Here is a 24,181-nt window from a genome sequence, read left to right on the forward strand (position 1 = left end):
GAAGCGCCGGCCAAAGGCATGTAGCCGATGGCTGCGCTTCTTCCCGTTTCGGACGAAGGGATGTCAGCCTCCGGCCGGTTGTTTTTTTAACACTTGAGGGCGTTCCTGAGTCTGCGGATCATGAACCAGCCCCATAATTTGCAGCGAATCGATCCCGATAATTTGAGCGCATTCCTGTATCGAGATGAAGCCCCGACGGTAAGCGTTAATGACTTTACGTTTGTCCATGCGATTCCTCCTGCTGCTTTTCGGGCATAAAGAATCTGTCTATATTTTATTCATAGTATGGGATCGTGTGGAAACGTTTATTCATTACACTTCCGTTTTGCGGTAAAAAAACGTCTCGGCGGATTCCAGTCCATACTGGGCCGGACTGAAAATCTGCTCGGTGCTGCCGACGAACAAGATCCCCCCCGGCTTCAACGCACTGGCAAATTTTTGATACAATAAGTGCTTGGCTTCCTCGGTAAAATAGATCATAACATTGCGGCAAACGATTAAATCGAATCCCGTATCGAACGTATCGACCAGCAGGTTTTGCTTTTGAAAGCGGATCGATTTTTTAAGTGAATCCGCAATAAGATAAGTCAAATTTTCCTGACGGTAATATTTTTGCAAATATTTGACCGGCACATCCCGCACCGAACGATCCGAATAAACCGCCTTCTTCGCTTTTTCCAAAGCGCCTTCATCAATATCGGTCGCCAGCACCACGCTATCCTGCGCGTTCAGTTCCGCCAGGATCATTGCCAGCGTATAAGGCTCTTCCCCCGTGGAACATGCGGCGCTCCAGCACTTAACCTTGCGCGATTTGCGGAGCATGTCCGGCAAAAACTTCTGTTCCAGCACTTCCCAACGGTTCGGATTGCGCCAAAACTCAGAGACGTTGATCGTCATCCGATCCAAAAACTCGTAAAACAGCTCTTTGTCCTTCGTCATCGCCTCGAAAAACGAAGCGAACGTCGTATACCCCTTCTTCATCCGCAGCGTAGTCAGACGGCGTTTCATCTGCGCTTCCTTATACTGGGACAAGTCGATGGACGTGTAGTCCTTGACTTTCTTGATGAATAACAGGAAATCTTTATCCTCCATGCCGCCATCCCTGCCTTATCAGATCCAAGTTTGTACCGCTTTGCTGTAATCGAGCAATTCTTCCGGACGGAAAAAGTTTGCAATTTCCCGCTCGGCGCTTTCCGGAGAATCGGCCCCGTGAATCAAGTTCAAATTCGTATGGACTGCATAGTCGCCGCGGATCGTACCGGGCAGCGCTTCCAAAGAATTCGTCTTGCCGATCATCGCCCGGGACAACGCAACGACCTGATCCCCCTGCCAAACCATCGCAAACACGGGCCCAGAAGTAATAAACTTGATCAGGTTATCGAAAAACGGCTTGCCCACATGCTCTGCATAATGCCTTTCCGCTTGCTCACGGCTGACCTGCACCAGCTTGGCCGCAACCAATTGCAGCCCTTTTTGCTCGAAGCGGCGCACGATCTCCCCGATGAGCCCTCTCTGCACTCCGTCAGGCTTGACCATCAAAAACGTTTTTTCCATGCTTTTCTCCTCCTACCACTATAATAAAGTTTATTAGGAGTTTGGTTTTTGGAGTTAGTTTTAGGCATTCATCATCTGCATAGGGTAAAGATTGTCACGGAAAGTTTACGGCCGCCTTTGAAATCAAGTTGTTACCGCAAGGTAAATTGATGACAACTTGAATTTCAAGAGCGGTGAAGTGACAATGTTTACCCGACTAGCTTACAGATGAATGCAGTTGTTCACGGTGTCAAACCAAGCTCCTAATAAGAACGGTTCCCCACAAAATGAGCAATACTGATCAAATCTTTTTTCGCCTGGATATTGGGCAAGCCCTCCAGGGAACGAATCGCTTTATCTATGTATGCCGACGCCATCGCTTCGGCGCGGGAGATTCCCTCACTGCGCCGGATCATATTCAAAAACGCGGTGATGTCGGTTTGCCCGTCGCAGGCCTCGATACGTGAGATTTCCTCCAGAAGAGCCGGACGATGCTGCGGATTCTGAAGCGCAAAGATGATGGGAATCGTAATATTTCCTTGCTTGATGTCGCTGCCCGGCGGCTTGCCGATCTCTTTCTCCGTCCCGCACAAGTCGAGAAGATCGTCCCGGATTTGGAACGCCATGCCGGTATAATATCCGAAATCGTACAACCGCTTGGCTATCTGCTCAGAAGCGCCTGCCGCAATCGCTCCCAATTGGCAGCTGACCGCCAGCAGCAGCGCCGTCTTGCGCTTGATGCGCAGCATGTAGTCGCGAACGGTCTGCCCCGTATGGAAAAAGAAGCGGATTTGCTCCATTTCTCCGATCGACATCTCGACCAACGCATTGGACATGATCCGATGAATGGACGGGTCAGGCAACTGGGTAACAATGCTGAGCGCTTTGGCGAAAATATAATCCCCGGCGTACATGGCAACCCGGTTGTCCCATTTGGAGCGGACCGTCAATTGGCCGCGCCGCGTGTTTGCATCGTCGATGACGTCGTCGTGCACAAGCGAAGCCATGTGAATCAGCTCCAAAGGAACAGCTACGAACTTGACCCGCTCCAGATTGTACTGCCCGAACTTAGCGCCAAGCAGCACGAATACCGGACGAATCCGCTTGCCGCCTGCTTTCAGCAAGTGCAGGGAAGCTTCGCGAAGCACCGGATGATCGACATTGATGCTTCGCTCCAGCTCTTTTTCAATCAAATTGATATCTTTTTTTAATTTAGCATATAAATCCAAAAGTTTCATTCCGTCACCCGTACTACAGAATTGTCTTTCCATATTTGTAGAGGAACGTTCCGCTCCAGAAATCCGAGCTCTGCGGCATACTGATAATATAACGAGAGCCCGGCCCATTGCTTCGGACCGAATTCATAGCACAGTTCGGAGAAATATTGCTGCCAATAGGCCTCCGTCCCGCCAATCAGCTTTTGCGCGTCACGGACCAACGCCGCCGGATCGGCAAGCGACTTTCGCTTGCTCTCGAGAAAGGCCTCATAGATACGACTGACAAGCCCCGGGTACTGCTCCACGGTTTGCTTCCGGATGGTGCAGACGGCAAACGTCATCCACTGGCCGGTTAAACGTGTCCATTCCGTCGCGAGATCGGTAACGAGATACCCGTTCTTTTCCCAGCTTGCCCGAATCGCATGATCGCCAATCAACAGCGCGGCGTCTGCGCTCTTCATCATCGGTTCAAGCTCCGGTGCCGCGTACTCGTACTCGGGCTGAAGCCCGTAAAACTTGGTTAAAATAATTTTTAGCAAATTGATGGAAGTCGCGGAAGTCGTCGGCAGCGCAATCTTGGCGTCCCCCAGCTCCTCCAGCGGTTTTCGGTGAAACAGAAGAATGGAATTGACCTGTCCGAAAGCGCTGACCGACATGTCGGGAAATACTAAATACTCGTCAAAATTTTCTCCATACGCAAATGACGAAATGGCTCCGATATCGATTCGTCCTTCGGCCATGGCGCGGTTCAACCCCGACGGCACCTGTTGAGTAACCTCCAGATCGCTGCCGAAGGAAGAGAAAGGAAAGTAATAGAAGAGCGGCCACACGTTGGTGAAATCGATACGGCCGATGCGCACGGACGCCTGGCTGTTATTCATTTGGCATACCCCATCTTTTATACAAATGATGTTCGATCTCCATGCAGTCCAATATTTTCCCGACTACAAAATCGATCATATCGTCTAATGTCTGCGGCCCTTGATAAAATGCCGGCATCGCCGGCAGGATACGTACGCCAAGCCTTGCCAGCTTCAGCATGTTTTCCAGATGAATCGCATGCAGCGGCGTTTCCCGCGGCACGACAATCAGCTTGCGCCCTTCCTTCAGCATCACGTCCGCGGTTCGCTCAAGCAGGTTGTCCGATGCGCCGTTCGCGATGCCCGATAGGGTGCCCATCGAGCACGGTACGACCACCATGCCCTGCGTCCGGAACGAGCCGCTGGCCGTCTTCGCTCCGATATCCTGCACAGGCACGTATTCGAGCTTCCCCGGCCCGTTGCCCGATTCGAAGTGCAGACGAATGCTTTCCTGTCGCTTCGAGGCGTCCCAGCCGAGCTCTTCCTTTAGCACGCGCCAGCCTGCATCCGTTACGATCAGATGAACGTCTTCCCCCGCCGACAGCAAAAAACGGCAAAGCCGCACGCCGTACGCCGCGCCGCTCGCCCCGGTAATGCCGACTACCCACGGTCTTTTCATCCGGTAAACACCACCAAATCGATCAGGGTGAACACAAACAGCGAGATGCTAAGCGTACTGTTCATCGTAAAGAAGGCCGTATTTAATTTGGTAAGGTCTGTCGGCTTTACAATCAGATGTTCATACATCAGCAGAGCGTAAGAGACCAGCACCCCGATCAAGTAGACCCAGCTCAAATCCGTTAAAAAAAACAGGCTGATCAAACCTGCCGCAGTGACGATATGAAACCAGCGAGCGATGAGCAGCGCCTTAGGAATGCCGAACCGGGCCGGAATCGAATGCAGCCCTTCTTTCTTATCAAATTCGACGTCCTGCGTCGCATAGATGGTATCGAAGCCGGCCAGCCAGAAGACGATGGCTACGTAAAACACAAGCGCCGCCAGCGAAAACTCCCCTGTCACGGCGATCCAGCCCCCCAGCGGCGCGAGCGCGACCGTCATCCCCAGAATCAAGTGGCATGTCCACGTGAAACGTTTCGTGTAAGAGTAAAACACCAGAAAAAATACGGCAACCGGCAGCAGCTTCATCGCCAGCGGGCTTAAATGATAGGCCGCCCAGAACAGGCATACGAATGAAATGATAATAAACATGATAGCTTCTTTCGAAGAGATCAAGCCGGCCGGTATTGCCCGCATCGCCGTCCGAGGATTTTTAGCATCGAACACTTTGTCGATGACCCGATTCAACCCCATGGCTGCGCTCCGCGCCCCGATCATCGCCAGCAAAATCCAGCCGATCTGCCCCCATGACGGAAGATGGTTAAAGCTTACCACCGAACCGAGGAGCGCTCCCATGAAAGCAAACGGAAGCGCGAAGAGCGTATGCTCGATTTTGATCATTTCCAAAAAGATTTTAGTCTTTCTCCATGCCATGTTGTCAGACATCTCCCTTAGATCCATTTGCCGCTTGCGGCTTAATGCCGATGTGAAGCGCCGCGATCCCGCCGGTCAGTGGGTAAGCCTCGACGCGGGTCAAACCGGTCTTTCGGAAAATGTCGGCGAGCTCCTTATGGTCCGGGAAGCTCTTAAGCGATTCCGGCAGCCATTTGTATTGCTCGTACCGTTTGACGATCAGTTTGCCGAGCAGCGGCAGAACCTTTTGAAAATAAAAATAATAAATCGATTTGAACGGCTGCCAGGTCGGCTTGGACAGCTCAAGCGAGATAACCATTCCCCCGGGCTTTACCACTCGCTGCATTTCCTCGATGACCTTGACCACATCGGGCACATTGCGGAGCGCAAAGCCGATCGTCGCATAATCGAACGAATGATCCTCGAACGGAAGCGCCATGGCATTGCCTTGCACGAGCTTGATTTGCTTGTCCATACCGAGCCGCTTGACCTTTTCGTCGCCTACATCCAGCATGTTCTGGCTAAAATCAAGGCCTACGATATTGCCGGTGCCGCTCGCTTTAGCGAGGCTGATCGTCCAATCGGCGGTGCCGCAGCACAGATCAATCGCCGTTGCTCCCGGCTTGACGTTTATTTTCTTCATCGTAAAGCTTCTCCAGGCTTTATGCCGGCGGAAGCTCAAAATGTCGTTCATCAAGTCGTACTTCGGCGCGATGCTTTCAAAGACGGAATGAACGAACTGTTCCTTGGTCGATTTCATTTCCATAAGTATCACCTCAAACTTCTTGAGTCGCCCGCGGGGCCGATAAGTACCGGCGGAACGGTTCGCCGATCGACTGCAGCTCTTTGCCTAATTTCTCCGGCTCAAGCGCTTGCAGCTTTTCCTGAAGCTCCTTCATGCAGGCATCGAGCATTTGGTGCAGCTGCGGCGTTACCTTGTACTTCAGCCATAGCGAGCGCCATTTTGCCGGGTCCGGTTCCTCACTTTGCAGCAGCTTCTTTTCTTCCCGTGTCGCCTGCTGCAGAACATGCCAAAAGCCCCAGCTATCCCGATACGGCTGAGACGATTCGGACCGGACGATTTCCTGAAGCAGCACCTCGCAGCGGGTAAACATGCAAAGCACCTCGGGCCAAACGGTGTAAAACCGCTCCTCAAGCAGATTGGCGAAGGAAAGAAACAATTGCGCCTTCACTTCTACCGACTGCCGAATGTATTCATCGGCCGTAAGCTTCAGCTGCTTCATCTTGAGGTACAGGTTCATTTTGAGGCGGTTGGCTTCGCATATCGCTGCGGATAATATCCCGACTAAATCGATCTGTCCGGAATGAGACAGCAGGTAATAAAAACGGCTGCTGAAGTAGTCTCCCGCAAGCACCTTGAGCTGCCGGGAGCGGGCGGATTTCTGCTCCTTGGCGTCATTGGTTACGCTGACCATATCATGCGTATCCAGACCAAGCTGTACAAGGGACGTCACAAGCGTGTAGAGCTCGCTGTGTCCGGCTAATGTGCTGTGTTTATTTAAAAAAGCATACAGAAGCCGGGTGCGGAATTCGGGAAAGAGCGGCAGATCCGTATGCTTTTGAATCATGTCATACTCCGTGTATTTCTTGGCCATCTCCGGAATCCGATAAGTGTTCATATGTAAGCCTCCGAACCGATAAGAAAAATCTCTTCACTCGCAATCTAAACTATTATAGCATAATCAAATTATTTTCGCATATCCCGGATCAGCTTTTTGGAGTAAAACGCTCCTGCCATTTCGAGGTATACGTCATCCGAAAACGAGTATCCAAATACTGCTGCAGCTCTTCCGCGTTTCTGGAGCGGAATCCCGCTTCGTTCGGCAGCCATTTCTCCCGTCTGGCGTCCACCGCTGCGAGTGGCTGGGGATTCCCTTCCCGGTCCCCGGAAGCATCCAGCACGCGGACCAACACCTGATTGATATTCGTAGACGAAGCGAACATCATCGTCGGCACCTCGTACATATCGCTGAGCATGTCGGATTTTTCGCTCGTTTTTACGGCCAGCAAATCGATCGACACAACGGCATGATTAACCTCCACCCGGCGAATTCTTAAATGGAGCTGCATCCTTGATACGACGTCAACAATATTGTTTTCGGATACGGGATGCGCCTTAACGCTTCGAAACACGCTAAAGCCCTCATCCAGCTGTGACAAATAAGACAAAGCCGACGCTACCGCTACCGATAAAGCTGTTATGATCAACAAACGGGGAGCCCATTTCATCCCGAACCGCTTCCTCCTTTTGACGGGGTCCGAATGCTTGGCTTATGCCCTGTCTGTTACATTGTACAACGAAAAAAAGCAGGCTATGCCTGCCGCTATCCGAAAAATTATTCCTCCGTGTCGATCATGCCGAATTTCGTGACCACAACGGCTTTCCCGCGGATTTTGATAGCTGATGTATGTTCTGTAAATTGAGCGATCATGACCTCGCCTTTATCCAACTTTTCCGTATGATGAAACCGGGTGTCCTGTCCTCTCGTCAACCCAATGACCTGCACTCCGTTTTCCTTGGCTTTTACCACAAAATATTCATTTTGATTCGTGTCCATCCTGATTCCCCCCCAGGGCTAATCTGTCCAATTACCTTTATCATGCAGAAAAATACTCGTGCTGTCAACTCAAGAGAAAAGCCGCCCTCTTAGGCGGCTATCGTTTTCTCTGTCGCGTAAGCTTGATCTTTTTTGTTGTAGAACTCTTTGAAACGGCTCGGTATGAGCTTGGAAACCAGATGGATGATCAAATCGGCAAGCTTGACGACACCGTAAGCGAACAGCATGCCCGCAATAACGTCGAGCACCCAGTGAATCTGCAAATACATCGTCGAGAAAATGATCGCGGAGCAATAAGTAACCATCATGTATTTGAATATCCGGTCTTTTTCCCGAAGCGCCAACAACAGCATGGCAAACGAAATCGACGTATGCATGCTCGGGAAGCAGTTCATGACAGTGACCAGCATCTCGTTTTCCGAGGCGAAATTCCGCCCGAGCAAGTCAGGCTGCCCTTTGACCCACCATACCTCGCGAAGCAAAATCAAGTTGTAAAACGGCAGGATGAGCGGGAACTGCATCAAGTGTCCGGATAAGGCGTAGGACATCATCTTTTTAACGCTCTTGGTCCAATAGCTTCGGACAATGCAAATCCAGAGTGAGAGCACGAAGCCGTAGTTGTAAATCCATACCAAGATTCGATCGAGCAGCGGGTGGTTGATCGCCCGGGCCCATGACGCATCGTTGAGGGGAATGCTGTTCATCATGCTATCCCAAGTCCATGGGTGACGATTATTTTCAAACATCCAGTTGGCAATATCAAACCATATTCCTTTGCCGGAGCCATAGAAGTAAAAGAAGATGCCAAGAAGTGGGATTCCTACCACAAAAAAACGTTTCCAATCGACATCAATCTGATCTTTCCGGACGCCCATCAGACATATAAAAAGCAAGACCCAGCATTCAAAACTCCAATTGCCGACCACGCCGATCCGCCAAATCAAAAAGATCGATGCCAAAATGCCGTACATCTTCCAATCGTTTGCGTTCGACCATCGTCTAAGTTTTTCTGACATTATCGGTAACTCCCCCTAAATACTGTACCTAACCTGCTTGCTGCATAACCATTTCTTGAAATAGGTCAACTAAGTATATCAAAAAGACGAAGATTATGCTTCATAATTTTTTTACATTTAAGAAAACCTTCAGAATTAAAAAAACACGGGGCAAATGTCCCGTGTCGCTTGTGCTTCGCCAAGAAGCGCCGCTTTTTCACTCCTCTTGCAGACGCTTCATAAAATCCTCTGCCGCGCTGTAGCCTTGCTGTCGGAGATACCAGTTGTTGGCTGCCGCTTCGACCAAGCCAGCCACGTCCCGGCCCGGTTGAAGCTGGATCTCGATGTGCGGAATCTTGATGTCCATATAATCCGAGAACTTCGGGGCCAGCTCCAAATCGTTATTGAGCGCATTGTCCTGCCACTTTGTCAGCTCGATGTCGAGAACGATCCTCGTCTCGTCCTGAAACGCTTTGCGGCCGTACAGACGGGAAACATTGATAAGTCCGATGCTGCGGAGAGCGAGAAACTCTTTTGTCTTCCCGTTATGCGTGCCGAGAAGCGTCTCCGGGCTGATCTTTTTAAGCACCACGATATCATCGGCCACCAGCCGGTGTCCCCGCCGTATGAGCGTATGCGCCGTCTCGCTTTTACCTACCCCGGATTTGCCCCGGAGCAGAATGCCGATCCCGGATACGTTAACGCAAACCCCGTGTACGGCAATCTCCGGCGCCATCGATTTCGTCAAGAAAGCGTCCACCAGCTCGATGAATTTGGTCGTCGGCTGAGGCGTCCGCAATAAGGGGATATCCTCTTCCTCGCAATATTTCATCAAATATTTTAGCCCTTCCTGATTGCGGGTTACGACAAAGCACGGCGGATGATACTTCACGATGTTTCCGATACGCTCATTGCGTTCCTCTTCCGTAAGCGTATGTAAGTAAGTAATTTCTTTAAGGCCCAGCACCTGCAGGTGGGACTGCGAGAAAAAATCGAAATACCCGACAAATTCCAATCCCGGACGGTGCACGCTCGTCTTGGAAATCGTTCGATGAAGCTGCGTGGCCCCGGCCAGTACTTCCATCGAAAATCGTTTTACCAAATCTTCTACGGTTACAGCTTTCACCCGTTCATCCCCCTTCGCCTTCTACGACTATGCCAAACGGAATATGCTAACTAATTCTACATAAGAGAGCATTTCCCTCTTCGGCTTCCCAACCTGTGAATAGAAAACAAAAATCGCTTCCTCCGACGGGATTCATCCGCGAAGAAAGCGATTCGATCACAACATACTATCGGAGTAGCGGGATTCGAACCCACGGCCTCACCCACCCCAAGGGTGCGCGCTACCAGACTGCGCCATACCCCGAAAATGATCCCGGTAAAAAAATCCGGCAAAGAATATTATATCTTATACCCTATCAATTGTAAAGGATTTTTCCAAAGAAAAGAAAACGCCCGAATCGCATTCGAGCGCCTTTTCGAGCCGGTGGACCGGCTCCATTATGTAGAAAGCCTAAAAGCCGCAAGAGCTTACTGGATTCCGTCTCTCAGTGCTTTGCCAGGTCTGAAGGCCGGGATTTTACTGGAAGGAATTTCGATTTCTTCGCCGGTTTGTGGGTTGCGGCCTTTACGGGCGGAACGCTCACGAACTTCGAAGTTTCCAAATCCGACCAATTGCACCTTATCTCCGCTTTGAAGCGCCTCGGAAATGGCTTCGAAGACGGCTTCAACCGCTTTAGTTGCGTCCTTTTTGGAAAGCTCAGTGGACTCCGCTACCTTATTGATCAAATCGGATTTATTCATGCGATTCACCTCCCCCCGAAACAAACGAATCCTGTTACTTTCTTTGTTAACCGTTTCGCTGAAAAATATACATTCGGAACGATGCAAAGGTGAAGAAACAAGATTATAGTAATACAGGCGTTAACCATTTTCAAGTGCAAACACAAAAAATGCACCCTTCGGAGTGCATTTTTCACGAAAAAGGAGAATCCTCTCACAAAATAATCGCAATGAGGCCGCCGGAGCCTTCGTTTATAATCCGTCCAAGCGTTTCCTGAAGCTTGTAGCGCGCGTTATCCGGCATCATGGCCAGCTTGCCTTGAATGCCTTCACGTACGATCGAGTGCAGCGACCGTCCGAAAATATCGGATTCCCAGATTTTGAGCGGGTTGTCCTCGAAATCCTGCATCAAGTAACGAACGAGCTCCTCGCTTTGTTTCTCTGTCCCGATAATCGGCGAGAATTCCGACTCCACGTCAACGCGGATCATATGAATCGACGGCGCCGTCGCCTTGAGCCGGACGCCGAAGCGGGAGCCTTGCCGGATGAGCTCCGGTTCGTCGAGCGCCATCTCCTCGAGCGTCGGTGGGGCGATCCCGTAGCCAGTCGTTTTGACCATTTCGAGCGCTTCGGCGAAGTGATCATACTCGCGCTTGGCATGCGTAAAATCCTGCATGAGCTGCAGCAGGTGATCCTTGCCGCGGATTTCCACGCCGACGACCTCCATAAGAATGCGGTCATACAGCTCGTCGGGCGCGTACAAATCGATTTCCGCGACCCCTTGCCCCATATTCATTCCGGCCAGCGCCGCTTTATCGATAAATTCGTATTCCTCGAAATGACTGACGACCCGATCCACGTCGCGGAGCCTGCGAATGTCCTGAACCGTCTCACGGACGGAGTTCTCAAAGCTGGAACGGAGCCAATGGTTCTCCTCCAACACCATGACCCAGCTGGGCAGATTCACATTGACCTCGTGAACCGGGAATTCGTACAGCACTTCGCGAAGCACAGACATCATGTCGTCCTCACTCATATTGGCAACGCTCATCGCCACGACCGGCACGTCGTGCTTCGCCTGCAGCTCGTTGCGCAGTTCAATCACGGCATCGCTCTGCGGGCGGGTGGAGTTCACGATGACGATGAACGGCTTTCCGACTTCCTTCAGTTCGTTAATGATGCGTTCTTCCGCATCCACGTAGGAGGTGCGCGGAATTTCGGCGATCGAGCCGTCCGTCGTAATGACGACGCCAAGCGTCGCATGCTCCTGAATCACCTTGCGCGTGCCGATTTCCGCGGCTTCCTGAAACGGAATCGCTTCATCGAACCACGGCGTATTGATCATCCTGGGGCCATTCTCATCCTCATATCCTTTGGCGCCTTCGACTACATACCCGACGCAGTCGACCAGTCGAACGTTGACATTCAGTCCTTCAGCAACATGCAGCTGCACGGCATTGTTCGGTACGAATTTCGGCTCCGTCGTCATAATCGTCCGTCCGGCGGCGCTTTGCGGCAATTCGTCGGTTGCCCGGATCCGGTCGGCTTCATTCTGGATGTTCGGCAGCACGATCGACTCCATAAAGCGCTTGATGAACGTTGATTTTCCCGTACGGACCGCTCCAACGACCCCCAGGTAAATATCCCCGCCAGTACGCTCTGCAATGTCCTTAAAGATATCCACTTTTTCCAATGAGAATCCCTCCTACAGGTTGTTTAAGACGAAACTCGTACACGCTTTGGACTAGTACAAATATATGTACGGCGGTTCAAAATATGATGACAGGCGCAGAAATAATTTTCGCCGGAAATCCGGCTTTACCGTGTTCGCCGCTTGCGTCCTTAACTTCATCCCTGACAAATATATGTAGGAGATTCTACGATTATTCTAGCTATGACAAGAAAAAAAACCTCTATCACCTTGGCTGGAAGGTTGATAGAGGTTAGGTTTAGAATGATTCCGGGACGGGAACCGGTTTATTGTCTTTCCACATATAAGCAAACGAGCGCGCGGGGACGAAATACGATTCCTGAACGAGCAGCGCGCGCAAATCCTGCTTTGCGTCAAGACGGCTTTGAAGCTGCTTCTTATCGATAAGCCGCATCATTTCAGGCGCGTAATCGATGGCGACCTGACCCGCTTCGCTCATCAAAAAAGGAAGCTTTACCGAGCGCGTATACATGCTGGTCACTTCCAGAGGCTTCCGGTTCAGCTTGGCGTAATCGATGGCGAAAAAGCCGGGAGCGATCGCTTCCCCTGTCGGCAGCGTGCCCGTCTTCGACTTGTAACGGTCCACCTCCTGCTGCAGTTCAACCGTCTGCTGGAACGAAGGCAGGTCCATCATCTTGACCGTCGGCTTCGTCTCCGCATCGATCAGGACGTAGGTCGCCGTCCCGCCATTCTCGAACGCGTTGAGCGGCACTTCGCTGATATAACGCCCCTTCAGCTTTTTAAAATCGATCAGATATTGTTCATATAGCGGCGTGGTCGCCTCGAAGTTTTTGATCGGCAGCACACCGGTTTTCGCCTTAAATTGATCGACCGCGTTCTGAACGACGATCACATATTCACCGCTCGCGATCTGGCTTTCCTTGCGCATCTCCTTCGGATACATGCAGCCGCCGAGCAACGCGCAGACCAGCAGCAAAGACGCTGCCTGCAGCCAACGCTTCATCACCATTCCTCCTCCTGCTTCTCCAACTGCTTGCGTATAGCGCTCTTTAACGGGTCCTCCGGCACGAGCACCGTAACAGGCCCGGTGATTTTCGCCTGGCAGGCGAGACGATAGCCTTCCTGTTGCAAGCCACCGAGCTTCAGCGCCTCATTGCGGTTCGGCTCGGCCAGCCCCGTGCCGGCGTTCTCCGTCACGCGAACCTTGCACATCAGACAAGCCGCCTTGCCCCCGCACCGGGTACGGATATGCACGCGGGCGCGCCGTGCCGCGTCCAGAAGCGTCGTGCCCGGCCTTGCTTCCAACGTTTTGTTGTCAGGTAAAAAAGTAACTTTCGCGGCCATACGCGCTCTCCTTCCGTTAACTCGCCGCTATCGGGTCGAGCAGTGTACGCAGCCTGTCGGCGAGCTCCCCGCTAAAGCGGTTGCGGGCAATCAAATCATCGAGAACCAGCCTGTGACGCTCCGGCTCCCGGACTCGGCACACCCTTGCAATCGCTTCATAACGGTCCGGGCGATCCCTCAGCACGTTAAACACCAGTTCGTGAGCCAGCGGCATTAACCGGACGGCCTCTCCCTCGCCATACGAAACAGCAGACGCATGCGTTCGCGACAAATACTCGGCTTCCACGCGATATTCGCTGTCCATCGCCCGTACCTCAAAAGCCCCGACCAGTTCCACCTTTACGCCGTTCATCTCATAATGGCTGAGGATCGATCGGTAAATGGGCGTTTCACTCTCCGTCTGTTCGTCAGTCGCGAACTGTCGGAGCGCCATATGCAAAGCCTCCGCATCGCGCCGGTCAGCGTAGATATCCAAGTCCCGGGGAAGCGCGTTAAGCTCCACGCCTTGCAGCAGCAGTCCGGTGCTGCCGCCGACCAACCAAATGGAGTCAGATTCCCGTGTATGTACGGCAAGCTCGGAAAATATCGCCTTGAGCGGTTCCGATATCGTGCCAAGTTGTTGAGTATTCATTTTATCATCCTATGCTAAGCAAAATGGTCAAAAATAAGGCTTATGCGCAACGGCAATCAGGCCCTCGTTTTTTACTTTCGCCTGACAACCTAACCGAAAGCCTTGTTCCAGCTCTTCCGGCTCCAAATTGTCCAGCTCCTCGTCCGTCGGAGCGTTCAAATGCTCCATCCCCTCGTTTACTTGACAGCGGCAGCGCGAGCAGGTGCCCCTCATGCAGGAGAACCCCCAGTCCACTTCCGCCTTCAGCGCCAAATCCAAGATCGTGAACCCGGTCACCGGTTCGACCGATTTCGTTACTCTGCGTCCTTTTAAAGTTATCATAGACAGCCAAACTCCTTAAAATAGGGATACGACCATATAAATAAAGATCGGGATAAACATCAGGAACGCGACCAGCGACAGCACGAACCGGATGATGCCCGTCGTTTTATTTCTCGCAAACGTGATCAACAGCGAAGCGAGAACCATGAGACCGATTGCAATAAAAGATGCCCACATTTTGTCCAACGGCGACATAATATATTTTCCAACCCCTAGCATGGTAACGTAATTGAAACCATCATAACACAAAAAAAGCATAAGCGCGCTTGACCGGCGGCTCATGCCATAAAACTGTTAAAAATGTCACTTTACTTCTTCATGATCATCTTCATGAGCTGTTCCAAATTGTCCGTACTCACTTTGCTGCTTTTAATGGCTTGGATCAGCTCTTTCGTCGTTTGATCCGAAACGGGAACATTCACAAGGCCCGCCACTTGCTTAATCAGCTGCCGCAGCTGCGTATCGCTCTGCAGCGTGGACGGCTTTACCCCGTTCGCAAGCTTGTATATATCTTTCTCGGAGACACTTTTGCCGGTTTTTTTCTTAACCACATTGAGCACGTCTTTCGGCATGTTATTATCTGCCATCATCGTCCCTCCTCAGACTGGTTATGCAATAAAGCCTGAGGTAGTATATGTGGAAAAGTTGCCTTCGGTATAGGCGCTTGCCTTAACGAAGCCAACCGTTTTGAGAATCGTCGGCGATTTCTTCGGTTTCGTGCCGGGGCCCGCGTCCCATCAAATGCTCTACGGCCGTTTTCGGGTTTTTCCCGTTAAACAGGACGTGGTACAGCTGTTCCGTAATCGGCATGGAAATCTCATAGTGCCGGGACAGCTGATAGGCGGCCTGCGTCGTTTTGACGCCTTCTACGACCATTCCCATCCGCTGAAGCACTTCTTCCAGCGAATATTCCTGTGCCAGCATCGATCCGGCCCGCCAGTTGCGGCTGTGCCTGCTCGTGCACGTAACCACCAAATCTCCGATTCCGGCCAATCCCGCGAACGTTAACGGACTCGCCCCCATCGCCGTCCCAAGTCTGGCGATTTCGGCCAGTCCCCGGGTAAGCAGAGCCGCTTTGGCGTTATCTCCGAAGTCCAACCCGTCGCTGAGACCCGCTCCGAGCGCAATAATATTTTTGAGCGCGCCGCCAACCTCGACACCGATGACGTCCGGGTTCGTATATACGCGAAAATACGAGTTGATCAACAAATCCTGCGCTTGCTCGGCTGCTTCTTTGTCCAGCGAAGCAACGACGACCGTAGTCGGGCATTGCCGGATGACCTCTTCCGCATGGCTTGGCCCGGACAGCGCGACCAGCCGGTTAGAATCGTAGGATGTCAGCTCTTCCGCCAGCACTTCGCTCATGCGCTTTAAGCTTCCGGCCTCGAACCCTTTGGTCGCGTGGACCAGAAGCGAATCGGGGCTCAAATGCGGTTCAAGCTGACCAGCGATATCCCGCATGGCCGAGGACGGCGCTACAACCACGACGGCTTCCGCATCTTTCACGGCTTCTTCCATCGAATCGGTCGCCCGAATCCGCGAAGACAACAAAACCTCGGGCAAAAACCGGCTGTTGCGGTGCTCCTCGTTAATTTCCCGTACCTGGTCGCGGTTGCGAGACCATAGCAGCACGTCGCGGCCGTTATCCGCCAGTACCGAGGCAATGGCCGTTCCCCAACTTCCCGCTACCAGTACGGCGGTTTTACCGGAAACCGGCATAAACGAACACCTCCGTTTATTTCGTCAAGCTTGCTTTTTGGCGCCAAGCTTGTTCTCTTGTCCTTTTAACAGCTTCACAATATTGCTCCGGTGCTTGAACCAAGCGAATACGAATAGAAGCAGGCTGAGCGCGAAAACTTCCCAGGAACCGGCGATAAACCAGATCAAGATCGGCAAAAGTGCGGTAAACAATAGAGATCCCAGAGAAACGTAACGTGTAATAGCAATAGAAACAATAGCAACAATCCCGGCGATAAGCGCAGGCAAAAAGACAAGCGTCACCATCACTCCGATCGTCGTGGCAATGCCCTTGCCTCCCCGAAACCCGAAAAACACCGGCCAGTTGTGCCCGACGATGACGCTGATCCCCGCAAGCACTTCGAACAGCGGATCGCTCCCGCTTAGCCATGTGCCGATCCAGACGGCCGCCACGCCCTTCAATACATCCAAGAGAAGCACTGCGATGCCCGGCCCTTTGCCGAGCACCCGCAGCGTATTCGTCGCCCCCGCGTTCCCGCTTCCGTGTTCGCGTATATCGATGCCTTTGAGCAGTTTGCCTGCCAAAAAACTGAAGCTGATCGAGCCGATCAAATAACCGATCAAAAGTGAGAGCAAGCTAATCAACACGGTTCTCTCCTATTCGTCGTCCGATTTGCGACGCGTGAACATACGCAGAGGCGTTCCCTCGAAACCGAACGCGCCGCGAATCTTATTTTCCAAATATCTCTGATAGGAGAAATGCATCAGTTCCGGATCGTTGACGAAGAAAACGATGGTCGGAGGCTTGACCGCCACCTGCGTCGCATAATTGATACGCAGTCGTTTCCCTTTATCCGTCGGCGGCGGGTTGATGGCCACGGCATCGGACACGACGTCGTTCAGCACATGCGTCGCCACGCGCGCCGCATGCTGCTCGGCCACATTGGTCACGACCGGGAACAGCTTATGCAGCCGCTGCTTCGTCATGGCCGACAAAAACACGACGGGAGCATAGGTCATAAACAAAAAATGATCGCGGATTTTTTGCGTGAATTGAAGCATCGTTTTATCGTCTTTTTCCACGATATCCCATTTGTTCACAACGAAGATCGCCGCTTTGCCCGCCTCGTGCGCATACCCTGCGACATGCTTATCCTGCTCGATGATGCCTTCTTCGCCGTCGATGACGACCAGCACGACGTCCGCCCGCTCGATCGCCTTCATGGCGCGCATGACGCTGTATTTCTCCGTCGTCTCGTATACTTTGCCGCGCTTGCGCATCCCCGCCGTATCAATAATGACGTACTTTTGTCCGTCCTTCTCAAAAGGCGTATCGATCGCGTCACGCGTCGTCCCGGCGACATTGCTGACGATGACGCGCTCTTCTCCCAAGATGGCGTTGACGAGCGACGATTTCCCGACGTTCGGCCGGCCGATCAAAGCAACCTTGATCACGTCCTCGCCGTACTCTTCCTCGCTCGTGTCCGGAAAATGCTTGATCACCTCGTCGAGCAAGTCGCCGATTCCCGTACCGTGAGAGCCGGAGATGCCGACGACTTCGCCGAAGCCGAGGCTGTAGAACTCGTAAATATCGTCCATCCGCTTCAGATTGTCCACCTTGTTGACGGCGACGATAACCGGCTTTTTCGCCCGGAACAGCATTTCTGCGACTTCGCTGTCTGCCGGCGTAATGCCCGCTTTGGCATCCACCATAAACACGATGACGTCCGCTTCCTCGATGGCAAGCTCCGCTTGAACGCGTACGGACTTCATGATCTGATCTTCCCCGTCGATCTCAATCCCGCCGGTGTCGATGACGCTGAACTCGGTGTCCAGCCATTCTCCCCTGCCGTACAGCCGGTCCCGGGTAACTCCCGGTTTATCTTCCACAATAGCCAGCTTATCGCCGATAATACGGTTAAATACCGTAGATTTGCCCACATTCGGACGGCCGACAATCGCTATGATTGGTCTTGCCATGCACTTCATTCCCTTCTTCGACTACCGCAATGTTGCTTCATGTCTCCCTCCGCCCGTTCGGCCAAGGGACGTTATGTACAAAGACAAGCCTGTATTCAAGGCTTGCAAGCTCTGATATTATATCAAAATCGAATTCACAAGTAAATGAACGAAACGTTAGCGGGCAGCCTTCCAACCGTTAATGCTTCACTAAAATAACGATCCCGTTCTCCAAATCGTGAGCCGCCGAATCCAAAATTTTTTCCAGCTTAAAGGCTACTTGCTGCTGCTGATTGGCATCGTCCGCGATAAAGATCGGAGCTCCGCCCGCCACCGTTTGCCGGTTTGCTTCCGTTGCCACTACCGCCATAATTTGTCCCATAACGCGCTATCCTCCCGCTTTTCCGCCATTTTGCACATGAGCTTCGCTCGGCATCCGCACGGCGCTTTCCAGCACCGGCGAGTTCATCGCGACTTGCCGGGCCTTCTCCGGATCGTGCTCCTGCGGAAGCAGCAGCACCGCGAGCCGTCCGTCATTCATGTTCAGCTTGGCCAACGGAACAAGCGCCGGTTCGCCTTGGTCTCGATGGACGCCCATGATCGTAGACACGTCATGGAGCAGCGCTTGCCGCTGTCCCGGGTTAGCCAAGGTAACCCGGGCATTTTTGTTTTTGGGTACAAGCACGATGCCGATGGCATTCGTCCGGATGACGTTTTGTGTATCGCTTAATCCGACGTTCATGATATAAATGTCGTCTACGAACAGATTGGGCCCGTCCAGCCGCACCTGGCCGATGTTTACATTTGCAATCGCCGACAAGGTTTTGCCTGTCTTAAATATATTGGTGACCAAAATTGCGGCAATACCGGCCACAAACCCCCAGTACCAGGGGAACACGATGCTGAAGAACGCCGTAGCGAACGCGGTAAAAATGACCAAATAGTTGCGGCCTTCAAACACCATCGCAATCCCTTCGATATAGGTCGCGCCACGCGGCACCAGCTCCAGGCCGTCGATCTTGCTCAGCGTCTGGCGCTCCATATTGCGGACGTCCCGGAACTGCTGCGCCGCCATAGCCAAGAACGTCATGGCCGTATAGTTCTTATCCAGCAGCGAAGGGACGGCGACCGAGCCGAGCCCCGCCGCGATGACGCCCAAGGAAAGATGAATGATTTTGCCGTGAGGATAAGTCGGATATTGCCGGTAATCGGTCCGCAGCATCGTCAGCCGTGCCAGCACACCGAACATGACGCCCAATATGATTCCTACGGTATATTTTTGCTCCACCAGCCAAATCCACACGTCGATCGCGTCTCCTTCCTTCCAGAGTGATAGCTTCCATCTGTCAATCGTTCTCCGGCTCACTGTCCGCCCTAATCCTTTGCCGCGCACGCTTAAATGCCCGTTTGGTCCCAGCGACCATCCCTTCCAGCAGTAGAGAACAACCTCGGGCTGCAAAGGCCGTCAGCCACCACGCGTCTTGAAATTCCGCTTGCCCGAGCGTCATCCCCATCTGTTCCCGGTGCGCGCAGGCCAACATGACATCGCCGATCAGCAGTCCGAGCGACAGTCCTGCGATCTGCAGCAGCGGCCATCGCAGCAGCGCCGCTGCCAAAAAACCGACGCTTGCGGCAATGGTCCATTCTGAGCTGAACCAGATGACCGCGGGCATCAGATGCAGCGTCTCCCTCAGGAAGAAATAGACCGACCCGAGCAGCAGGGCGATGGAGAGCAAATGGAACCGATACAAAAAACTTGGCGTGCGGACCATGACCCCGAGCGAAACAGCCAGCAGCAGCAGCGTGCAGCCGTATACCCGAATCCCGCCCCAGTCCGTGCTCCACCGCATAAACAATATCCAAAGCATAAAAAAAAGAAGTAGACTCGTAGGAGTAATACCTCTTAATATGACGTTCTTCCAGCCACTCGCGAACAAAATCAGCGCAACGACGATTAGCAATAAGGACACGTAACCCGCATTCATTCGCTCTCACCCGCAGAAAAAAGCTTGTTCCTCTTTTTCCTTAGTATGGCTTTCTTTATTTAGTTTTAGTCAAGCCTTAAGCATAACCCGATCGCCTTGCGTAGACAGAGACATCGATTCCCCGTACTGAGCACCACTCTGCCGTTTCCGATGTAATGACGACCGGAAGTTCGTGCAAAGCTTCAATTCGGGATGCGCCCAACGCCGTCATCAGCAGCCGGAGCTCGTGATGCCATGACGCGATTTGTCCGATCAACGCTTCGGTCCCCAATGTACGAAGCACGCGCAGCACGGCTCCAGCCATACCGACCGCGGAGGCTCCGAGCGTTAAAGCTTTGCAAATCTCAAGCGCGCCTGTAATGCCGCCTGTCGCCACGACTGCCACGTCCGGCCGCTTCATACGACGTTTAGCCTCCAATACTTCCAACAGCGCGATGCTGGTCTTGCAGCCCCAATCGTTCAGCCAGTCCATCGGAAGATCGCGCCGGGCATTCTCGATTGCGGCGAAATTAGTACCGCCCGCTCCCCCGACATCGATACCTCCAACCCCGCAGCCAATCAGCTTCTCGGCGCTCTCCCGCACCATGCCGAAGCCGACCTCCTTGACGATAACGGGGACGCCCGCCCGTTCGACAATCGTCCGGATTCGTTCGAGCATTCCCTGGAAATCCCGGTCCCCTTCGGGCATGATCAGCTCCTGCATCACGTTGAGGTGGATTTGAAGCGCATCGGCTTGCAGCATATCCACTGCTTTTAACGCCTGCTCCAGCGTCGCTTCGCTGCCGAGATTGCCAAACACGACGCCGTGTGGGTTCGTCTTTCTTACGATACGGTAGCTTGCGTCTGTCTCCGGGTTTTTGATCGCAGCCATCTGCGAGCCTACGGCCATTGCCAGCCCCGTCTCACGAGCGGCGACGGCAAGCTCCCGGTTAATTTCTTCGGTCTCCCGGGCTCCTCCGGTCATCGCATTAATAACAATCGGCGAGCTCAATAGGAGTTCGCCGATTCGGGTATGCAATACTATGGATTCCGAAGAAATACCGGGGAGACAATTATGGACCAGCTTAATGTCGCGGAAGCCCTGCTCGCCGCTTTGCCCAAGCCGGAGCGCATGATGAACATGCTCCATTTTTCGCGGTATGCGCACCCCTGATTCCTCTTTTCGTCTATAGACAGCGGTTTACTTGAATTTGCTCAGCTTGTCGCCAAAACGCTCGCCGAGCGTCAGGTTCAGGCCTTGGAGTTCTTCGTGGGAAACGGATTCCCGTTTCGGTGCACGCTCTCTTTCGGCTCTCGGTTCGCGGGCCGGCGCTTCTTCCGTTTCTTTGATGCTGAGCGAAATGCGCTTCTCGTCCGGGTTCATATCCAACACTTTCACTTGAACCTCTTGACCCTCTTTCAGCACTTCGAACGGCGTTGCGATGTGGCGGTGTGCGATTTGGGAAATATGAACCAAGCCCTCAACACCCGGAGCCACTTCGATGAATGCGCCGAATTGCACGATCCGTTTAACCGTACCGGTAACGATATCTCCGATATTGATCTTGTTTTTCACGGACTCCCAAGGTCCCGGCTGCGTTGCTTTGATGCTCAAGGAGATGCGCTCGTTGGCCGGGTCCAATTTCAGAACTTGAACGCGGACTTGGTCGCCTTCTTTCACAACTTCGGACGCGTGCTCGACATGATGCCAAGCCATCTCGGAGATATGAACGAGTCCGTCCACGCCGCCGACATCGACAAAAGCGCCGAATTGCGTCAAACGTTGAACCGTACCCGTCAGTTCTTGACCGACCGACAGTTTCGCAATCGTCTCTTGCTTTTTCGCTTCGATTTCTTCATCCAGCACGTCTTTTTGAGAAAGAATGACCTTGTTTTTCTCGCGGTCCATTTCTTTTACGCGCAGACGCAGCGTGCGACCTTTGTAATCGCTGAAATCTTCGACGAACGTGCGCTCAACCATGGAAGCCGGAACGAATCCGCGCAGACCTACATCAACGACAAGACCGCCTTTCACCACTTCGGCGACTTTCGCTTCAAGGATCGTTTTGTTTTCCATGTCCGCCGCAAGCTTCTCCCACGATTTCTCGCTGTCGATGGCGCGTTTGGAAAGCACGAGCTTTTCCTTGTTGTCATCGATGGTAAGAACTTTCAGTTCGACGTCTTGACCGACTTGTACGATCTCTTCCGCATTGTCCAATTGGACGGACGAAAGCTCGCGCACAGACACGATGCCGTCGTATTTGTAGCCTACGTCGACAACCGCTTGATCCGCATCCACTTTAATGACTTTGCCGGTAACGATGTCACCTTTTTTAATGATGGTGACATTCGCCATGGACTCTTCCTGAGATACCTCTGCGGATTGAACTTCTTGATCAAATTTCATTTCTTCTGACATGTCCAATTACCCTCCTTAAACAACCTGACAACGTGTAATGTATTTGGATAAAAAATTTACTTCATCATTTTCTTAAGTATGCCACAATTTATCATTTCGATTCGTGCTGCTTGACCATGCTTCGGATCGTGCTCATGATTTTGTCGGTCGCCTGTTCCAAGCCTTCCGAACCGCTGTTCTCAAATTCGCTCAAATCGACTGGCGGACCATACACGACCTTCATTTGCCGAAAAGGCTTATAATTGCCGATAATGGCTGCCGGAATGACTACAGCCCCGGACTTCAATGCCAGGCTGGCCGCTCCCTTTTTACCCATGCCTCCCGCGTTGCTGCGCGTTCCTTCCGGGAAAATGCCCATAACCTCGCCGTCTTTAAGCATCTGCAGCGACAAGCGGATCGACTCTTTGCTGACACCGCCGCGTTTGACGGGAAATGCCGCGATTCTCGGCAAAATGTACCCCAAAACGGGAACGTCGAACAGCTCGGCCTTGGCCATGTAATGCACCTTTCGCTTCAGCGGGCTGCCCATCAGCGGCGGGTCCCAGTTGCTGGTGTGGTTGCCACACAGAACGACGGCGCCTTCGGCGGGAATGTTCTCAAGCCCTTCCGCCCGCAAAAAATACACGGTGCGGAACAAGACCCGAAAAATTCCTCGAAAAAAGACGTACAACATGCTACTGCCCCCCACCGACCTGGAGCTTGCAAAGCTCCAAAATGCGATCCACTACTTGCGGTATCGTCATATCGGTCGTATCCAGCAGCACGGCATCCGGCGCTTTCACAAGCGGCGAAGCCTCGCGCTGCTCGTCCATCCGGTCCCGCTCCGCAATATCGCGCTCCAATCTCTCAAGCGTGATATCCGGCTGCGCATCGCAAATTTCTTTGAACCGGCGCTGGGCGCGGACACTGACGCTTGCGGTCAAAAACACCTTGACCTCGGCGTCCGGCAACACTTGACTGCCGATATCCCGGCCGTCCATGACAATTCCTTTGCTTCGGGCAAATTCCTGCTGTTTGGCGGTAAGGATATTGCGAATTTCAGCGATGGAAGCGATTCTGGAGACGTTTCCGGTCACTTCCGCACGGCGAATCATGCCCGTCGCGTCTTCGCCATCGACAAAGACCATTTGGCCATCGCTGCCCGGTACTAAGCGAATGTCCATACGGCCTGTGAGCGCAATCATGTCCGAGATTTGTTCCGCTTGAAGGCCTTCCCGTAAAATCTTCCAAGTCACGGCTCGGTACATGGCTCCCGTATCGACATAGACGAAGCCGAGCGCACCGGCGACCAGACGAGCGATGGTGCTTTTCCCCGCTCCCGCCGGACCGTCGATTGCGATGTTAAACTTTTCCAAAATGCGGCCTCCTTACAAAATGAAGCGGACGAGCAACCTGAAAAAAAAACAGGCCGAAGCCTCGAACGAAGAAAATTATACCATAGTTTTACCGCGGATTGCAAAGCTCACGTCTCGCCATTATTTTCCTTCCGTGGTCCGAAGCAGGGAGATGGAATAAGGCAGTCCCTCCAGCTGCTCTACCTTGACTAAAGCATAGCGGATTCGCGGGTTAAGAAGCAGCAATTGGGAGAAGACCAAAGCAATGGCGCACCCGGCCAATGCCCAGGAAATCCATCGTTCCGCCCGATGGGCAAACTGCAAAAATAATTCTTCGTACCTACCGTCCGCTTCATTTTGATTCTTTGTATTCATCCGCGGCCACCCGTCCCCTCCAATA

At 52.7% G+C, this 24,181-nt stretch carries 32 protein-coding genes and 1 tRNA gene; all 33 read right to left on the reverse strand.

Annotated features, from left to right (window positions below; all coding sequences use genetic code 11):
* Nucleotides 1-63: 63 nt before the first annotated feature.
* Nucleotides 64-228 carry a hypothetical protein gene (locus NLX71_RS03825; protein ID WP_254362167.1) on the reverse strand — a complete coding sequence of 55 codons (165 nt, stop codon included), beginning with the start codon at nucleotides 226-228 and terminating at the stop codon, nucleotides 64-66.
* Nucleotides 229-312: 84 nt separating this feature from the next.
* The gene (locus NLX71_RS03830) at nucleotides 313-1,092 is read right to left on the reverse strand and encodes a CheR family methyltransferase (protein ID WP_254362168.1); all 780 of its coding nucleotides are present in this window, start codon (nucleotides 1,090-1,092) and stop codon (nucleotides 313-315) included.
* Between the two features lie 18 nt (nucleotides 1,093-1,110).
* Nucleotides 1,111-1,554 carry a nucleoside-diphosphate kinase gene (ndk, locus tag NLX71_RS03835; protein ID WP_254362169.1) on the reverse strand — a complete coding sequence of 148 codons (444 nt, stop codon included), beginning with the start codon at nucleotides 1,552-1,554 and terminating at the stop codon, nucleotides 1,111-1,113.
* A 242-nt stretch (nucleotides 1,555-1,796) separates the two neighbouring features.
* The gene (locus NLX71_RS03840; protein ID WP_254362170.1) at nucleotides 1,797-2,771 is read right to left on the reverse strand and encodes a polyprenyl synthetase family protein; all 975 of its coding nucleotides are present in this window, start codon (nucleotides 2,769-2,771) and stop codon (nucleotides 1,797-1,799) included.
* Nucleotides 2,768-3,631: a menaquinone biosynthetic enzyme MqnA/MqnD family protein gene (locus NLX71_RS03845; protein WP_254362171.1), complete on the reverse strand. Its 864-nt coding sequence runs from the start codon at nucleotides 3,629-3,631 to the stop codon at nucleotides 2,768-2,770. The genes NLX71_RS03840 and NLX71_RS03845 overlap by 4 nt, the downstream gene beginning before the upstream one ends.
* Nucleotides 3,624-4,229 (reverse strand): UbiX family flavin prenyltransferase, encoded by a 606-nt coding sequence (locus NLX71_RS03850; protein WP_254362172.1) that lies wholly within the window; start codon nucleotides 4,227-4,229, stop codon nucleotides 3,624-3,626. Before NLX71_RS03850 ends, NLX71_RS03845 begins: the two co-directional genes overlap by 8 nt.
* Entirely contained in the window at nucleotides 4,226-5,101 is an 876-nt protein-coding gene (locus NLX71_RS03855) for a UbiA-like polyprenyltransferase (protein ID WP_254362173.1), read from the reverse strand. The genes NLX71_RS03850 and NLX71_RS03855 overlap by 4 nt, the downstream gene beginning before the upstream one ends.
* Nucleotides 5,102-5,105: 4 nt before the next feature.
* A complete protein-coding gene (locus NLX71_RS03860) occupies nucleotides 5,106-5,846 on the reverse strand; it encodes a demethylmenaquinone methyltransferase (RefSeq protein ID WP_302058060.1) in 741 nt (246 codons plus the stop codon).
* Nucleotides 5,847-5,856: 10 nt separating this feature from the next.
* Nucleotides 5,857-6,720, reverse strand: a complete 864-nt coding sequence (locus NLX71_RS03865) for a heptaprenyl diphosphate synthase component 1 (protein WP_254362174.1) — start codon at nucleotides 6,718-6,720, stop codon at nucleotides 5,857-5,859.
* Nucleotides 6,721-6,808: 88 nt separating this feature from the next.
* The gene (locus tag NLX71_RS03870; RefSeq protein ID WP_254362175.1) at nucleotides 6,809-7,330 is read right to left on the reverse strand and encodes a hypothetical protein; all 522 of its coding nucleotides are present in this window, start codon (nucleotides 7,328-7,330) and stop codon (nucleotides 6,809-6,811) included.
* 107 nt (nucleotides 7,331-7,437) lie between these two features.
* Nucleotides 7,438-7,659 (reverse strand): trp RNA-binding attenuation protein MtrB, encoded by a 222-nt coding sequence (gene mtrB / locus NLX71_RS03875; protein WP_254362176.1) that lies wholly within the window; start codon nucleotides 7,657-7,659, stop codon nucleotides 7,438-7,440.
* 89 nt (nucleotides 7,660-7,748) lie between these two features.
* Entirely contained in the window at nucleotides 7,749-8,675 is a 927-nt protein-coding gene (locus tag NLX71_RS03880; RefSeq protein ID WP_254362177.1) for a phosphatase PAP2 family protein, read from the reverse strand.
* 196 nt (nucleotides 8,676-8,871) lie between these two features.
* Nucleotides 8,872-9,780, reverse strand: coding sequence for an HPr(Ser) kinase/phosphatase (hprK, locus tag NLX71_RS03885; RefSeq protein WP_254362178.1), 909 nt, complete (start codon nucleotides 9,778-9,780; stop codon nucleotides 8,872-8,874).
* 169 nt (nucleotides 9,781-9,949) lie between these two features.
* A tRNA-Pro gene (locus NLX71_RS03890) sits at nucleotides 9,950-10,023 on the reverse strand.
* A gap of 164 nt (nucleotides 10,024-10,187) precedes the next feature.
* A complete protein-coding gene (locus NLX71_RS03895) occupies nucleotides 10,188-10,460 on the reverse strand; it encodes an HU family DNA-binding protein (protein ID WP_010494971.1) in 273 nt (90 codons plus the stop codon).
* Between the two features lie 193 nt (nucleotides 10,461-10,653).
* Nucleotides 10,654-12,132 (reverse strand): stage IV sporulation protein A, encoded by a 1,479-nt coding sequence (gene spoIVA, locus NLX71_RS03900; RefSeq protein WP_254362179.1) that lies wholly within the window; start codon nucleotides 12,130-12,132, stop codon nucleotides 10,654-10,656.
* A 256-nt stretch (nucleotides 12,133-12,388) separates the two neighbouring features.
* Nucleotides 12,389-13,114, reverse strand: coding sequence for a hypothetical protein (locus tag NLX71_RS03905; protein WP_254362180.1), 726 nt, complete (start codon nucleotides 13,112-13,114; stop codon nucleotides 12,389-12,391).
* A complete protein-coding gene (locus NLX71_RS03910; RefSeq protein ID WP_254362181.1) occupies nucleotides 13,114-13,455 on the reverse strand; it encodes a 2Fe-2S iron-sulfur cluster-binding protein in 342 nt (113 codons plus the stop codon). Before NLX71_RS03910 ends, NLX71_RS03905 begins: the two co-directional genes overlap by 1 nt.
* Nucleotides 13,456-13,471: 16 nt before the next feature.
* Complete coding sequence (locus NLX71_RS03915; RefSeq protein WP_254362182.1) at nucleotides 13,472-14,086, reverse strand: nucleotidyltransferase domain-containing protein; 615 nt, start codon at nucleotides 14,084-14,086, stop codon at nucleotides 13,472-13,474.
* A 27-nt stretch (nucleotides 14,087-14,113) separates the two neighbouring features.
* On the reverse strand, nucleotides 14,114-14,407 hold the full coding sequence (locus tag NLX71_RS03920; RefSeq protein WP_254362183.1) for a 2Fe-2S iron-sulfur cluster-binding protein: 294 nt from the start codon (nucleotides 14,405-14,407) through the stop codon (nucleotides 14,114-14,116).
* A gap of 15 nt (nucleotides 14,408-14,422) precedes the next feature.
* Nucleotides 14,423-14,602, reverse strand: coding sequence for a DUF2768 family protein (locus tag NLX71_RS03925; RefSeq protein ID WP_254362184.1), 180 nt, complete (start codon nucleotides 14,600-14,602; stop codon nucleotides 14,423-14,425).
* A gap of 113 nt (nucleotides 14,603-14,715) precedes the next feature.
* Nucleotides 14,716-14,994: a stage VI sporulation protein F gene (locus NLX71_RS03930; protein WP_254362185.1), complete on the reverse strand. Its 279-nt coding sequence runs from the start codon at nucleotides 14,992-14,994 to the stop codon at nucleotides 14,716-14,718.
* An 82-nt stretch (nucleotides 14,995-15,076) separates the two neighbouring features.
* A complete protein-coding gene (locus tag NLX71_RS03935; protein ID WP_254362186.1) occupies nucleotides 15,077-16,126 on the reverse strand; it encodes an NAD(P)H-dependent glycerol-3-phosphate dehydrogenase in 1,050 nt (349 codons plus the stop codon).
* A 24-nt stretch (nucleotides 16,127-16,150) separates the two neighbouring features.
* Nucleotides 16,151-16,750, reverse strand: a complete 600-nt coding sequence (gene plsY, locus NLX71_RS03940; protein WP_302058061.1) for a glycerol-3-phosphate 1-O-acyltransferase PlsY — start codon at nucleotides 16,748-16,750, stop codon at nucleotides 16,151-16,153.
* A 12-nt stretch (nucleotides 16,751-16,762) separates the two neighbouring features.
* Nucleotides 16,763-18,085 carry a ribosome biogenesis GTPase Der gene (gene der, locus NLX71_RS03945; RefSeq protein WP_254362188.1) on the reverse strand — a complete coding sequence of 441 codons (1,323 nt, stop codon included), beginning with the start codon at nucleotides 18,083-18,085 and terminating at the stop codon, nucleotides 16,763-16,765.
* Nucleotides 18,086-18,263: 178 nt separating this feature from the next.
* Complete coding sequence (locus NLX71_RS03950; RefSeq protein WP_254362189.1) at nucleotides 18,264-18,446, reverse strand: capping complex subunit for YIEGIA; 183 nt, start codon at nucleotides 18,444-18,446, stop codon at nucleotides 18,264-18,266.
* A 6-nt stretch (nucleotides 18,447-18,452) separates the two neighbouring features.
* Nucleotides 18,453-19,367 carry a YIEGIA family protein gene (locus NLX71_RS03955; RefSeq protein WP_254362295.1) on the reverse strand — a complete coding sequence of 305 codons (915 nt, stop codon included), beginning with the start codon at nucleotides 19,365-19,367 and terminating at the stop codon, nucleotides 18,453-18,455.
* A gap of 43 nt (nucleotides 19,368-19,410) precedes the next feature.
* On the reverse strand, nucleotides 19,411-20,049 hold the full coding sequence (locus NLX71_RS03960) for a YphA family membrane protein (RefSeq protein WP_483874622.1): 639 nt from the start codon (nucleotides 20,047-20,049) through the stop codon (nucleotides 19,411-19,413).
* A gap of 76 nt (nucleotides 20,050-20,125) precedes the next feature.
* Nucleotides 20,126-21,178: a type 2 isopentenyl-diphosphate Delta-isomerase gene (fni, locus tag NLX71_RS03965; RefSeq protein ID WP_254362296.1), complete on the reverse strand. Its 1,053-nt coding sequence runs from the start codon at nucleotides 21,176-21,178 to the stop codon at nucleotides 20,126-20,128.
* Between the two features lie 51 nt (nucleotides 21,179-21,229).
* Entirely contained in the window at nucleotides 21,230-22,447 is a 1,218-nt protein-coding gene (gene rpsA / locus NLX71_RS03970) for a 30S ribosomal protein S1 (protein WP_254362191.1), read from the reverse strand.
* 91 nt (nucleotides 22,448-22,538) lie between these two features.
* On the reverse strand, nucleotides 22,539-23,120 hold the full coding sequence (locus NLX71_RS03975) for a lysophospholipid acyltransferase family protein (RefSeq protein ID WP_254362192.1): 582 nt from the start codon (nucleotides 23,118-23,120) through the stop codon (nucleotides 22,539-22,541).
* Between the two features lies 1 nt (nucleotide 23,121).
* The gene (gene cmk, locus NLX71_RS03980; RefSeq protein WP_254362193.1) at nucleotides 23,122-23,802 is read right to left on the reverse strand and encodes a (d)CMP kinase; all 681 of its coding nucleotides are present in this window, start codon (nucleotides 23,800-23,802) and stop codon (nucleotides 23,122-23,124) included.
* 120 nt (nucleotides 23,803-23,922) lie between these two features.
* Complete coding sequence (locus NLX71_RS03985) at nucleotides 23,923-24,156, reverse strand: hypothetical protein (protein WP_254362194.1); 234 nt, start codon at nucleotides 24,154-24,156, stop codon at nucleotides 23,923-23,925.
* Between the last annotated feature and the right edge of the window lie 25 nt (nucleotides 24,157-24,181).

The organism is Paenibacillus sp. MZ04-78.2 (genome assembly GCF_024213375.1).
Taxonomy (GTDB): domain Bacteria; phylum Bacillota; class Bacilli; order Paenibacillales; family NBRC-103111; genus Paenibacillus_G.